Origin of the sequence: Bacillus sp. 16GRE42, assembly GCF_019837435.1 — a bacterium.
GTDB classification, from domain to species: Bacteria; Bacillota; Bacilli; order Bacillales; family Bacillaceae_G; genus Bacillus_A; species Bacillus_A wiedmannii.
Map to the genome: position 1 here is coordinate 432,848 of NZ_JADAXF010000001.1, position 12,912 is coordinate 445,759.

A 12,912-nucleotide genomic window follows, 5' to 3' on the forward strand; every position below is an offset into this window, starting at 1 on the left:
ACTCACTCTTTCCCTATATACTTGTTTGAATTAATCCCCCGTGTTCAAACTGCTGTAATACTTTCTTTCGAATTTCTTGGAATGAATCCGAAGTTTTACTACGCGGATAAGATAAATTATTTTCAATCACTTTATGTATTTTTCCAGGCTTTGCACTCATGATGACAATTCGGTTCGAAAGATATATTGCTTCGTCTATATCATGTGTAACGAATATCATTGTCGTCTTTTTTTGTTCCCAAATGTTGAGCAGTACTTCTTGCAAATGACTTCGGGTAAATGCATCCAGTGCTCCAAATGGTTCATCAAGCAATAATACATTGGGATCCCTTAACAACGCTCTTGCAATCGCAACACGTTGTGACATCCCGCCTGATATTTCTTTCGGATATGATTTTTCAAAACCGTCTAATCGAACAATTTCAACCCATTCCTTTACCTTATCCTTCACATACTTATCTTTTAATGACAAATCAGCTGCAATATTTTCTTCCACTGTTAGCCATGGAAACAATCGATGCTCTTGAAATATAAATCCTTGCTTCTTACTCGGTTTTGTTATACGCTCCCCGTCAATAATGATTTCTCCTTCAAAATCGCTGTCTAAACCTGCAATAATTTTTAATAGTGTACTTTTTCCGCAACCACTCGGACCAATTACTGTAACAAAATCCCCTTTCTCTAATTGAAAATTAATATTCTCTAATACTTGAACCGTAGCATTTTGTTTCGAAAAATATTTTGATACTCCATCAATTGAAACAGTCACTTCTTCGCCTCCTTGAAATGATTCATCTAAATGAACAGATTCAGTATTTATGCAATAAAAAAACCAAAGGCATTTTATCAATAGATAAAATGCCTTTGGTTTCTCCAATCAGCAATACGTAATAGAATTAAGTACATATTATACAAATATTTCCGATAAGTCAACTGGGTTTTGTTTAAAAATACATATGATTCGTTTGAACATCCTTATTGTTATTTATTTAAAAATTATTTTTTATGGTTCTTAATCCACTGTAACCAATAAGAAAACTCACATGCCAAATGCATTTGATGCGATTTAATAAGGCTATTAGGACAAAGTGCCGGAAACTCTACAACTAGACTTACTTCTATACCAGTATCTGTATCTTTGAATTGATGTCGAACTCCACCAATAGTAGTACCGTCTTTCATACGTGCAACACCTGTTGATTGGTATTGATAAGACTTATCTCGAGGTGTCTTCAATCCCGTTTCGTCACCAAAAACAATAAAAAATTGAACTGGAAATGGAGAATTACCAGTAGTTTCGATAACCTCTAATTCATTTTCCCCAAAGGGTCTTAGTACGTAGTGATCTGGACAGGCTGATAAATTCACTTGATCATTTTCATCTGATTGTTCAAGCATAAAACTATCAATTCCATTTATCGCTTCTTCTGCTGTAATCCCATCTAAATAGATACTTGTTTTTGAAAATTTTCGTCTATCACTAGATAAAACAGTACAAATACGCATACCCATTTCACTTAATTTCAGTTTAATTTTCAACTTATCATACATTTCATTGTATGAATGATTTAACTTTAGTTCCGTTAGTTTTTTTTTCATAACGTCTGTATCATTTAATTCCGGTTCTTTATGTCCTAATGTATTTAAAACTTTTTTAATACGTTCTCTTTTCCACTTTGTAAGTTGTTCATTCGAAATATTGTTTCCATCAATAATAATTTTCATATACATTCTCCTTCGATTTGATCGTATCGTATTGTATTTAATACTAAATTAATCATTTCTTGCTTCGTGTCTAGATTCAAATTCACCTCTGAATGAGCAATACTGCTAAGACCGTATAAAATAAATCCTGATGCTAATAATGAGTTATTAGTATTAAAAATCCCAGTTTTCACCCCTTCTTCGATTACTTGTCGAATTAATGGCTGCATTCGCGTAAATAATTTCTGTTCCAGTTGAAAATGTTGTTCCGTCTGAAACGAACTCACATTTTTATAGGGTGCTAATTTTTCGATAAATGTCCAAAATATATTTAGAGAATCTTTCAGCTTTTGCATGACAGACCGTTCATTAGAAATAAGTATTTCTTCAATTTATATAGTGATAAAGAAGTGTTTGGTCTCCAAATACACAATAAAAACTCCCTCTTATTTTAGAAGGAGTTTTTCACTGTCCATGTTTCATATTTTTTCACTTCTAATGGAAGCTCATTCGTTTTCAACCACTTCACTGCACTACATACAAGTGGAGATGAATTGTCTTCTGTAATGCTTTCTATAGAAACCCATCTCGCTCCTAAAGAATCTTGACCTTCAAATTGTTTTGGTACTATGATTTTCCCTGCACTCTTTTCAACATCATACAAAACTGCAATATGGTGTACATGTGTATAATCTTTAAACTTTGAAGGGTATTGAAAATCAACCGTACCTACTTGCTTTATAACCTTTACTTCTAATCCAGTTTCTTCTTTACATTCCCTATGGAGTGCCGATAACAACGACTCCTCTTCATTAAAGCTCCCACCAGGTAGATCATATCTGTTCTTATATGGACCTTTTGATTTATCAATTACTAATATATTATTATTTTCGATACAAATACCATACACACCAAGCGCACGATAAAAATTAGTAGCATTATTCATGGTTCAATTTCTCCACCATCACATCATAAAATTTTCGTTCCTCATCAACATTTAAGTAAACACGACTTACTGTTTTAGAAAATCCATATAATAATTGTGCTTTCATTGGCTCTTTGAGTATTATTTCAAATATTGGAGGTTCCTTTATAAATTCCATCACCGTTGCGTCAAGAACCTCTTTCTCTTTTTTTAAAAGTTCCCCTTTATAAAACGTAATCTTATCAATTTGTGTAAACGGTATAATGATTTTCTTCCCTAATCCAATTTGAATAATTACCTGTTCTTCCGTAACAATAATTGGATTTTTACGCATTGCTTGAATTTCAGCTAAAAAATAAAACATTGCATATACATTTAAAATAAGTAACACCCATGCTACAACTGGATTCCATTGATGAAACAAATAATGAAAACCGATACTTTCTATTAAGGTCGCATGGATGATCATAATATATACACCTATTGCACCAGTCTTTTTGTGATATGAGTATACGTATTCACCTTCTGGTACTTTTTCACGCCACGATAAAAATGCATAATAAATTAGCTTACACTCTGTTACAATGATATCTATTAATTTATTTCTTTTCATAGTGGCGTCAAACGCAGCATCAATTGCATAAGAAAATGAAGAATACTGACTTTTATATTCTTTATATTTTTTTATTATGTTAGGAAGCTTTCTAACAATTTTATATAGAAGGAATAACTCTAAACATACAAAAGCAATTTCTCCTGCAACTATACTATAAGAAACGTATGAAAAAGCTTGTAAATAGTCGCTTGGAATAATAAATCTTGCAAATATATAACCAGCTATTACAACAGGAAATATATAAGTTAACGAGTATCTTTTTCGAATAATAAAGAAATACGTAATGACTGGAATTACAAACATGCAATCTAATAATGATCCAAGAACAACTTCTTTCGGAGTAGCTGGTACAATCGGAAGAGCATACAATAAATAGTTTGATAACAAGATTAAAGATACGAGTCCAATCCAGATACCTTTTCGCCTTCGCGAAAGTGCGACACTCATACTTTCACTCCTCTATTTAAAAACCTCATTTAAATGGTCTTTATAAAATGAAATAGCACGTTCAAATTCTTTAACTTCTTCTACTTTCACGACTGTTTCAAGTAATAATTTCATAGCGGATTCATGATCGTTTACGTTATATTTCGCTAATGACAAAAATACTTTCATCACATCATTATCTGGAAACTGCTGCAAACCTGTTTCTAAAACAGTAATTGCTTTGTCATACTCACCTATACAACGATATGTACTGCCAAGACCGATAAATGCACCGCAAAGCGACTCCCCATCAAGACCATTTGCAATTGCCTGTTCATAATACGGCACAGCCTCTGTTTCAAGCCCCATTACATCATGTATCCAGGCACATTGAAAAAGCACTTCTGCGTCTCGCGTAAAATTGGTTAACCCCATAAGTATCTCTCTAGATTGCGCATATTTCTTTTCATTTCTTAGTTTAATCGCTTGCTTTAATAAATGTTCCATAGAATCCACTCCTCACCAATTATTTTATGTATCCATCTTGAATGGTTAACATTTGTGTAAAAGTAAAATTCCCATAAATTAAAGTTTCGCTTACCTATATATACTATGCGGATTCACTCTTATCCAAATACTTAAAATTATAAAGCAATAATGTGATTACATAGTACTTCTAACCTTTTGACAATTTCTTTCGCCGTTTCATCTTTCCCATTACATAACTTTCCTTTACCGTCCTGTCCAATTACGTAGTGCACCGCTCCGCGTGAATATAAAGAATGCGGTGAATTTGCAATCATTACATTTGCCTTAGATTCTTTCATTCTATTTTTCGTTCTTTCAAACAATTCTTCTTCATTTACATCACTTTCAAGTTTAAAGCCAACTAGTACGGTTTCTGGATCCCACTCTTTTATTTGCTTTAATATTTTTGGAGCCTTTTGAAAATGAATAATTGGCGCTATATCACTTGAGATTTTCCCATTCATATCAAGAACATTACCATCTTGATCACAAATTTTGTCTACAACCCAATCTGATCCAGCCGCTGCCATAATGACCGCATCGACCTTTTCATGCGTAATGATACTTTTCATTTTATCTTGCAAATCAACAATTCCTTCAAACGGGTGTAATTCTAATTGATTATTTACATCGTTCGGTTTCTCAGCGAAATAACCGTGTAAATATATAACATGTGCTCCTTTACTTATAAGCTCTTCCGCGATTATTCTTCCAATTGTACCTTTTGCCATATTCGTATGCCCACGTACTTGGTCCCATTTCTCTAAACAACCACCACTCGTAATTAATACCTTTTTCCCCTTCATTGTAACCATCCCTTACTGATTTTTCTTACGTAACCATTCTGTTCCAAAGTCAACGATATCTCGTTGCTTCATAAGACGGCACGTTGCATTTCCTATTTTTCCATTTGTTACTGTTCCTTTTCGCTCAAACTCTACACCGATTTCTACAAACTTATCAGAATCGTAATCCATATCAACAAACTCTTTCCATACTCTTTCACCATTTTCTAAAATAGGTGCGCCTACTTTTATTAACTCACATGCACCAGTACGTACTTCAGATAAATGTACAGACGTATTGGAATCATATCCAACACCAATTAATAATATGTATCCATCTAAATCATATATTTTTCTTAATGGAGATTCCTCTCCTAAACTCATTGATAGCGACTGATTCATCGTTATTTCTTCTGCATGTTTTCCCCATGCAGCAAAACTTCCTAATGGATGGTTGCTGCGTACTACATCCGGATATGTACGAAAACATTCAACTACTTTTCCCATTGCCCTTGTTGGTGTTATATGTGGTTCAAACGCCGGGACGTTATCTCGAATGATTTGCCACCATTCTTCAGGTACAGGTGGTCTTGACCAATGTTTCGGATCAGATAAATCCGAAGATTGTGTTGGCATAATAATTGTTCCCTCTTCCGTAATAACTTTCATTAACGCCTCTACTACCGCAACTGCTCCGCCAGATACCCAGCCAATAGAACTTAGCGAAGAATGCACAATAACCGTCATTCCTTTTTCTAACCCTAATTCTCTTAAATCATTTGTAATTGTTTTGATTGTATTTGGCAATTGTGTACTTGCCACTATGTCATTCATTTTCACGATTGTTCCCCCATTTTTTAAAACTAATACATACATATATTATCATATTTTTCTTAATTTTTAACTTAATCATTTTTCATATTTATAAAATAGCGAACTATAAAAACAAATTGTTTTTTAATATATATAGCAAGGACGTTTAACATTTCTTACAAACATGTAGTTTTTATCAATAAACAAAAATATTTTTCAAATCAATTACAAATATAACACCGAAAAAAAGAATCACATATTATGTTAGTGATTCTTTTTTTATAAGAGAACGACGCCCCATTCCAACCGAAAAATGGCATATTTAATTTTAAAATGTGTTTCTTATAAAAAGTTTTCAATTTATGTATTTAAATCTCGAACTTCAGGAACATTTGAACTTATTTTTGCCCTTGTAGTTGCTCTACTATAGTTTTTGCCTGTGTATCAAGTCTCTGGGCCGCTTCACCAATACCATTGAATTCATGAACTGCTTGTTCTATACATGAGTAACTTTCAGTAACTCTCTTTTCTGATTGAAGGGTCCCTGCACTAATCTTTTGTACCTGTTTGGTTATATTCTCTACATTAAAGTGTACATCTTTCGTTACGGCTTTAACTTTATTTGCTAAATTACGAACTTCATTTGCAACAACATTAAAACCACTACCATAGGTACCTGCATGGGCGGCCTGAATTCCAGCATTTAAGGCCAATAAATTAGTTTGTGTGGCAATTTCATTAATCGTTTTCACCATGTCGCGTATCATATTAGTTTGTACGTTAAGCTCTTGTAATAACTTCATATTGTCATTAGTTTGTTCGACTATTTGTTTAATAGCCGCGGAAACAATATGACTACGCTTAATCCCTTCTTGCGCACGTTCCTTTAGATTTTCCGCCATCTCTTGCAATTCAAATGTTACCTTAGCCGTCCCATTCTCACGCGCAGTAATATCTGTAGCGACTTTAATAACCGCTTGAATTTTTCCATTCTTATCTACAACAGGGGTATATGTCGCTTCTAGCCATATAATTTTCCCTTGTTTAGTAATTCTCTGTATTTTCCTTTGAAATGAGACTCCATTCCGAAAATTTCTCCAAAAGATATCATATTCTGGACTTTGAGCAAACTGTGAAGTACAAAACTGACGATGATGACTGTTTAATAGTTCATCCACTTCATAGCCCATTGCATATGCAAAATTATGATTTGCCCATATTACTTTTCCATAGGGATCAAACTCAATCATAGCTAGTGAACGTTCTAATGCAGCAAGTACCTCCCCTTGATTTAATACTTGTGTACTAAGTGAAGTAGTTTTTGAAATATGATCACTCTTCATATGCTTTTCTCCATTTCAAAAAAATTAAATATCATAGCATCTCGCATTAAATATACCACTATCGAATTATACTAATATTTATATAATTTGTCCCACTTTAATTTATATATATCAACGATCTTTAATAATATTTTTTCAAAATAAAAAGAGCACTTTTAATTTCAAAGTGCTCTACCATTAATGCTTTTTTTCATATATTTCTTATCCTTCAATTGTAACCCCAGTAAACATCGATAAGTTTCCCGTAATTTTCTCGCCTACACGTAAAAATAACCCAGCGGCTCTCCCACTAATACAGTGTGAGCCAATTAATAGTTTACCAGTATACGGACCATCCCATGTGTCAATTGTATAGTCAGGCATTTCTATGTATTGCTGATATATTTTTCGTTGTTCAAAGTAATACTCCGTTTTATCTTCAGCTAATAGTTCGTCATTTTCGTATATAGATACCCCTCCGCCTTCACGGCCGTATAAAGGTTTAGAAACATATGATTCATTTCTTTCTATGAACGGTTTATTTGTAAAATATGTTGGTAAGAAGTAGTTCTGAATGTTTTCTCGCTCTTCTTTCTCAAAGAAAACTCCCTCTTCGAACAGTTGCCAAATTAATGCGAGTACACTTTTATTTTGCATAAGGAAAGCAGCAGGTGGATTAATGATTTTCACTCTTCCTTGCGCTATATGATCTAAAAATTGAAGTCCAATTCTTTTCCCATTTTTATCAGTATCTGAAACTAAATATTCAATTGGATATAATCTATATAAATAATGAATTCGTTCACCATTCGGCGTATATATACCATCATCTGCAACGACGATATCTTGTATACCTAAATAGTCCGTTGATTGATCTAAGCAATAGCTTCTTAAAAATTGAACTGTTTGATGATCTTCATCGTGCCAATCATAACTAGTAAAATATATCGTCTCTATAGGACTTATATTATAGTCATGTTTAATTTGTTCCCACGCCTGTACAATATGCTCTTCTATATGATTCGGATGGTTCACATCGTGATAACGGCACAACACTTCATTCGCGACAGACGGCTCTAAATAACCTGTTGGTGTATCACAATTTACTTCTATTAATTTAATATCTTCACCATTTACGATAAAATCAAACCTTGTAAAATATGAAAACAATCCAGTATGTTTCATTCTCGCAATTTCCCACGTTTCAGCTGGAAATCCTAGTTTTTGAAAATCTTCTGTCGTATTTACAATATATTGATACGTTCTATATAACACGTACATAATTTCCTCTGTCGCTTTTGAAATAGCAGTATAAGTTTTTACTGGCATACGATACATACTTGTTGCCATATATTGATTCCATTCTTCCTTCTCTAAAAGACTCGGCCACGTAAATCCATTTCGACCAACCTCTTCCGCAAGTGAAAACCATACTTTCATATACTCTTTCTGCTCTTGTTCTGTATACATGATCCTATTATCCTTTCGTATTATGATCCGGCTGGCGCTTTTGCGTTTCCAATTCCACTTGAACCAGAATTCACTTTCGGCGTTTGAGTAGTAGATGATTTCGGCGTATTTGTATCTGGCGTCACTTTATTTGATGTACTCGGCTGTTGTTTGTTTAAATCTACTTTATTGGAAGAATTATTGTTGTTACTGTTAGTTCCACCGTAGTATCCTCCACCACCGCTGCCACCAGTTCTACTTTGGTCTTTTTCACGATATGGAATAATATTATTTGCATACGGTTTCTTCATTACATTGGGTTTTGCTGTATAATTCATATTTGAAGTTCTGCTTGCTAATAAATATCCTGCTACGAATGGCAGTATCGGTAAATGTGAGTTTTCATTATACGATGAAAACGATGGATTAATTTCCTTGCATAACTCATCATTTTCTACATTTTCATTGGTAGGAGTTTTATCATCACAATGTAAAGCTTCTTGTTCATTGCCTTGCTTTGCACCATCTGTTTTAACAGCGGTACTTTCTTTCTGTGCAGTTTCTTCTTCATAATCACCACACCCAGTTAATAAAAATGATGACACCCCAATTGAAGTAGCAATTTTTATAAATTTACTCTTATCCATTCTCATGTGTTATACACCTAATTTCTTTTATCTATATTTTTCCAGATACCTTTATTATATAATGTATCTGTTAATTTTTTCAAACTAAAGCCTATATGCACATTTGCATATTTTATGCTTTTTATTCCATAAATAAAAACAAACTAACATTAGATTATAATTTTGTTTATAGACTAAAATAAATTGAAAGACGACCTAATACCCAGGTCGTCTTTCAATTATTTTATTTTTATATATTAAACGTCTCAATAAAATCTCTAATGGTCCATTCAGATTGTTTTTTTCCATTATTGTAGCTAATAGGACAGACAATATCCAAATACTTATAGCTATCAATGCAGCAAAAGCGTTACTTACATGCCCTCCTAAATCAAATGCTACAGGTGATAAAAGTATAACAAGCAGTGCCTCATTCAAAACAAAAAATGTTAATGAACGCTTTCCTAGAGCAATTAATGAACGGCTAAAGTACCCTAGATTTTTTAATCTACTCCCTATTATACCGAAACCCGTTGCATATGCTAATCCTCCAACAATTCCAGTTAAAATATGGATTCCATTTATCATTCCAGCTGTAAATACACTTGGATACCATATAGTCCCTATAAAAGATAGAGGCAAAGCACCTATTAAGGAAATTGCTAATCCTATAATTGTTATATAATATAATTTTTTCAAATGTTGCTCTGGTTTTATTAATAACTGATATCTAGCAATCCACAAACCAAGAATTACCGAAGGAAGAATTGGGAACATAAAATGGATGAGAACAGGTATAACAGGAAAGAAAAGTAATCGTAACATTATAGTACTTAGATACGTGTCTTTTGCTGAAACATCTGGTGAAAAACCGTAATCACCTATTGCTTGCATATTAAATCCCCATATTATTGGAATAAAAATGATATACAATATAGTGATAATCGTAAATGTTCGAATTAATGTTTTCATTTTACACTTTAATAGCGGGCTAACAAGAAGCCCCGCTACGCCATAGGCCATAAGAATATCTTGCCCTCCAATTAAGACTGCTAACACAACCCCAAACAGTATTAAATACAAAGAGCGTCTTCTTACAATTTTCACAGCATGATTTTCATTTTTCCCTTTTGATATTTGCCCTTCAAGTGCTAGAACCAAACCGTAGCCTAATAATACGGCAAACATCGCTCTAGCACGGTTATCAATTATGAATATACCAAAAAAGTTTACAATTTGATCAAAGAAACTTCCGCTTTCCACCCTATGCATAATTCCAGGATCTGCAGCATACAAGTAAAGCGGTGCATGGGCAAGTACGATTAATAGTAACATAGTACCTCTTGCTAAATCTAATGAGACTGCACGCTTCTTCTCAATTGCTCCATTATTTATTGATTTACTCATATTTTACTTCCTTCCTTAGCACCAACTAACCTTTTTTACATTTTTATCAAAAACTAACAACTAGTTGCTATTAAAATTAGAAAAAATAAAGTGAAACTTTAATCAGTGGAGCTTTTGTTCATCCACGCACTGATTATTATCCCCGTACCAATTGGCGTTTACTGGCTTCAGGGCTTCCACCTAGCTTCCTTACTCCAGCCGAATTTTGAGGTGGGAGTTTTACTGTCCACAAATAGCAGGATACATATAAAACGAACTATTTCTTCAAATCCTATTCCGGATATTATATTCTAAGATAATTTTAATATGTTTTATTTTTAAAATACAAATGAAATCTTTCAATCCCCGGATATCTTTCTCCTAAACTTTTAACCTGAAAACCAATTTTTTTATAAAATTCTACTGCCTCATTGTCTGTCTCTGCTTCTATATAAGTTAATTGAAGCATTTTTACTACTTCTTTTATCATTTGCAACGCAATTCCTTTATTACGATATTGTGGAGCGACTGCTATGTGACATATTCTCGCTTTATTTGCTCCGATTATTTCAATACCTATACAAGCCTTTTCTTCATATCTATACAAAGTCCCTTTACTACTTTCATAATATAAAACTGCTTTCTTTAAGCTAGTTTCACTTGGCCCGACTGCATACTGTAACACATTTAAAATTGGATTTTTCTCAATTTGTTCCACGCGTTGCAAATTCATTTCTACATCCCTTTCCATGAAAAAAGACTAGCTCTTTCTATAAAGAGCTAGTCTCATTACGCCGTTATTTTTTCTTCTTTTTTCACAACGACCGCTACATAACTATGTAGTATCATTCCGACAATAACAAGACTCATTCCGATCCAAGATAAAGATGACGGAATTGGCGCAGATAGCAAGATGAGCTCTCCTACTAGCGCAAATAAAACTTCACCGGACTGTGTTGCTTCGACTGTTGCTAGTTTTTGTGGATCATCTTTTACAAGATCTGTCGCAAAGAAGAATAGTACTGTCGCGATTAAACCAGAACTAACTGCTACAATAAAACATTGGAAAACTTGGCCACTTGACGGTAATCCGCCTGTTGATACTTCATAACCTGATAGTAAAAACCAAAATGGTAAACTTGCTAATGTCATACCAAGAACTCGCTGGAATACATCTAATTCGCCTTTACAAACTTGCATCATTTTTCGATTTCCAAGAGGATACGCAAACGCTGCAATAAGTACAGAAACTACACATAAAACAGTTTCTCGAATCCCTAATGAAGAAGCGTGTTCTACTTGCATGAGTACAACACCGCATAAAATAACCCCAGACATAACTAATTCCTTCATTGGAAGTTTTTTATGTAATGGATCTGCTGCAAAAAATGGTGTTAACAAAATTCCTGCGACAATCGTAATTTGCCATGTTGATGCAACAAGCCAACCAGGTCCAAAAGCTCCGGCAAAACTAAGTGGTGCATAGAAGAGACCAAATCCAACGATACTCCACACTAACCATTCTTTCGGATTATTTTTCATATATTGAAAGAGTTGCTTTAAGTTCCCTCTATACATGACAATAAGTAAAAGCATTGGAACCATAAAGTAGTACCGTAATGAAGCACTCCAAATCCAGCTTCCACCTTCTAAGTCCATCGCCCGGTTTAAAACAAAGGTAAAGGCAAAGAAAAATGATGCCAATATCCCTACTGCAATAGCTTTCATTATAAAACCCCTTGTTTAGTTTCTTCTTATACTATACAACAAATTAAATATAATTAAAATTCGAAATCTTCATCTCGCATCTATTCTAGCTCTATATAGTTTTCTTAACTGACTAATATGAGCTTGATGGTACCGATTATGATCGGCTATATGCCATATTCCCCACCTTATAGTCGCAGTTTCTCCCTTCTCATAAAAAACTTCCCTTGTTAAATCATTTTCTGTTAGTTCCATACACTCCTCATAAAACATATGTTGCACCGCTTCATAGTCTTGCATTAATTCTTGTAATTTATACTTTCTTAAACTAGGCAATCCTCCCATTTCATTCAACATTGGTCCATATTTATTTTCAAGTGTCGGTGGAACTTCCTCTCCTTTTAAACGGTACACCCAGTGTAAATCGACTATTGCTAAATGCTGAAGTAGTTGCCCAATACTATTTTCATTATTTTCTGACTCTTTGAAGGACAGTTCTTTCACATCAGTACCTTCTACTAACTTTTGCAATCGTTTAAATGTATCAGTAACCGTCGCATACAAAATCGCTACTTGCGGGTTCATATTTTTTTCTAAATGGAGATCTTTCATACTAAACTCCCCC

14 protein-coding genes and 1 pseudogene are annotated in these 12,912 nt (G+C 33.7%); all 15 read right to left on the minus strand.

Annotation, left to right across the window (positions count from 1 at the left end; translation table 11 throughout):
- Positions 1-13: 13 nt before the first annotated feature.
- On the minus strand, positions 14-769 hold the full coding sequence (locus ILS93_RS02360; RefSeq protein WP_098102406.1) for an ABC transporter ATP-binding protein: 756 nt from the start codon (positions 767-769) through the stop codon (positions 14-16).
- Positions 770-996: 227 nt separating this feature from the next.
- Positions 997-1,725: a hypothetical protein gene (locus ILS93_RS02365; protein WP_222659845.1), complete on the minus strand. Its 729-nt coding sequence runs from the start codon at positions 1,723-1,725 to the stop codon at positions 997-999.
- A pseudogene (locus ILS93_RS02370) lies at positions 1,722-2,096 on the minus strand (TetR/AcrR family transcriptional regulator); the annotation flags it as partial. The pseudogene ILS93_RS02370 and the gene ILS93_RS02365, both read right to left, overlap by 4 nt.
- 59 nt (positions 2,097-2,155) lie before the next feature.
- Entirely contained in the window at positions 2,156-2,650 is a 495-nt protein-coding gene (locus ILS93_RS02375; protein WP_001057918.1) for an NUDIX hydrolase, read from the minus strand.
- Positions 2,643-3,692, minus strand: coding sequence for a hypothetical protein (locus ILS93_RS02380; protein ID WP_064475583.1), 1,050 nt, complete (start codon positions 3,690-3,692; stop codon positions 2,643-2,645). The genes ILS93_RS02375 and ILS93_RS02380 overlap by 8 nt, the downstream gene beginning before the upstream one ends.
- 12 nt (positions 3,693-3,704) lie before the next feature.
- The gene (locus ILS93_RS02385; RefSeq protein WP_064475584.1) at positions 3,705-4,178 is read right to left on the minus strand and encodes a tetratricopeptide repeat protein; all 474 of its coding nucleotides are present in this window, start codon (positions 4,176-4,178) and stop codon (positions 3,705-3,707) included.
- Positions 4,179-4,315: 137 nt separating this feature from the next.
- Positions 4,316-5,005 (minus strand): phosphopantothenoylcysteine decarboxylase domain-containing protein, encoded by a 690-nt coding sequence (locus ILS93_RS02390; protein WP_064475585.1) that lies wholly within the window; start codon positions 5,003-5,005, stop codon positions 4,316-4,318.
- Between the two features lie 12 nt (positions 5,006-5,017).
- The gene (gene aacC, locus ILS93_RS02395; RefSeq protein WP_222660543.1) at positions 5,018-5,818 is read right to left on the minus strand and encodes a BA2930 family N-acetyltransferase; all 801 of its coding nucleotides are present in this window, start codon (positions 5,816-5,818) and stop codon (positions 5,018-5,020) included.
- Positions 5,819-6,195: 377 nt separating this feature from the next.
- On the minus strand, positions 6,196-7,140 hold the full coding sequence (locus tag ILS93_RS02400) for a methyl-accepting chemotaxis protein (protein WP_064475587.1): 945 nt from the start codon (positions 7,138-7,140) through the stop codon (positions 6,196-6,198).
- A 201-nt stretch (positions 7,141-7,341) separates the two neighbouring features.
- Positions 7,342-8,589, minus strand: a complete 1,248-nt coding sequence (locus ILS93_RS02405; RefSeq protein ID WP_222659847.1) for a glutathionylspermidine synthase family protein — start codon at positions 8,587-8,589, stop codon at positions 7,342-7,344.
- Positions 8,590-8,609: 20 nt separating this feature from the next.
- Entirely contained in the window at positions 8,610-9,221 is a 612-nt protein-coding gene (locus tag ILS93_RS02410; RefSeq protein WP_064475589.1) for a hypothetical protein, read from the minus strand.
- A 189-nt stretch (positions 9,222-9,410) separates the two neighbouring features.
- Positions 9,411-10,601, minus strand: coding sequence for a DUF418 domain-containing protein (locus tag ILS93_RS02415; protein WP_149173531.1), 1,191 nt, complete (start codon positions 10,599-10,601; stop codon positions 9,411-9,413).
- 301 nt (positions 10,602-10,902) lie between these two features.
- The gene (locus ILS93_RS02420; protein WP_098111960.1) at positions 10,903-11,313 is read right to left on the minus strand and encodes a GNAT family N-acetyltransferase; all 411 of its coding nucleotides are present in this window, start codon (positions 11,311-11,313) and stop codon (positions 10,903-10,905) included.
- A 56-nt stretch (positions 11,314-11,369) separates the two neighbouring features.
- Positions 11,370-12,308 carry a DMT family transporter gene (locus tag ILS93_RS02425; RefSeq protein ID WP_088046647.1) on the minus strand — a complete coding sequence of 313 codons (939 nt, stop codon included), beginning with the start codon at positions 12,306-12,308 and terminating at the stop codon, positions 11,370-11,372.
- Positions 12,309-12,377: 69 nt separating this feature from the next.
- The gene (locus ILS93_RS02430; RefSeq protein WP_222659849.1) at positions 12,378-12,899 is read right to left on the minus strand and encodes a DinB family protein; all 522 of its coding nucleotides are present in this window, start codon (positions 12,897-12,899) and stop codon (positions 12,378-12,380) included.
- Positions 12,900-12,912 lie beyond the last annotated feature (13 nt).

Excerpts from the sequence above, each read along its gene's own strand:
- ILS93_RS02365 (WP_222659845.1), bottom strand. The coding sequence starts at position 1,725 with ATGAAAATTATTATTGATGGAAACAATATTTCGAATGAACAACTTACA.
- ILS93_RS02375 (WP_001057918.1), bottom strand. The coding sequence starts at position 2,650 with ATGAATAATGCTACTAATTTTTATCGTGCGCTTGGTGTGTATGGTATT.
- ILS93_RS02380 (WP_064475583.1), bottom strand. The coding sequence starts at position 3,692 with ATGAGTGTCGCACTTTCGCGAAGGCGAAAAGGTATCTGGATTGGACTC.
- ILS93_RS02385 (WP_064475584.1), bottom strand. The coding sequence starts at position 4,178 with ATGGAACATTTATTAAAGCAAGCGATTAAACTAAGAAATGAAAAGAAA.
- ILS93_RS02390 (WP_064475585.1), bottom strand. The coding sequence starts at position 5,005 with ATGAAGGGGAAAAAGGTATTAATTACGAGTGGTGGTTGTTTAGAGAAA.
- aacC (WP_222660543.1), bottom strand. The coding sequence starts at position 5,818 with ATGAATGACATAGTGGCAAGTACACAATTGCCAAATACAATCAAAACA.
- ILS93_RS02400 (WP_064475587.1), bottom strand. The coding sequence starts at position 7,140 with ATGAAGAGTGATCATATTTCAAAAACTACTTCACTTAGTACACAAGTA.
- ILS93_RS02405 (WP_222659847.1), bottom strand. The coding sequence starts at position 8,589 with ATGTATACAGAACAAGAGCAGAAAGAGTATATGAAAGTATGGTTTTCA.
- ILS93_RS02410 (WP_064475589.1), bottom strand. The coding sequence starts at position 9,221 with ATGAGAATGGATAAGAGTAAATTTATAAAAATTGCTACTTCAATTGGG.
- ILS93_RS02415 (WP_149173531.1), bottom strand. The coding sequence starts at position 10,601 with ATGAGTAAATCAATAAATAATGGAGCAATTGAGAAGAAGCGTGCAGTC.
- ILS93_RS02420 (WP_098111960.1), bottom strand. The coding sequence starts at position 11,313 with ATGAATTTGCAACGCGTGGAACAAATTGAGAAAAATCCAATTTTAAAT.
- ILS93_RS02425 (WP_088046647.1), bottom strand. The coding sequence starts at position 12,308 with ATGAAAGCTATTGCAGTAGGGATATTGGCATCATTTTTCTTTGCCTTT.
- ILS93_RS02430 (WP_222659849.1), bottom strand. The coding sequence starts at position 12,899 with ATGAAAGATCTCCATTTAGAAAAAAATATGAACCCGCAAGTAGCGATT.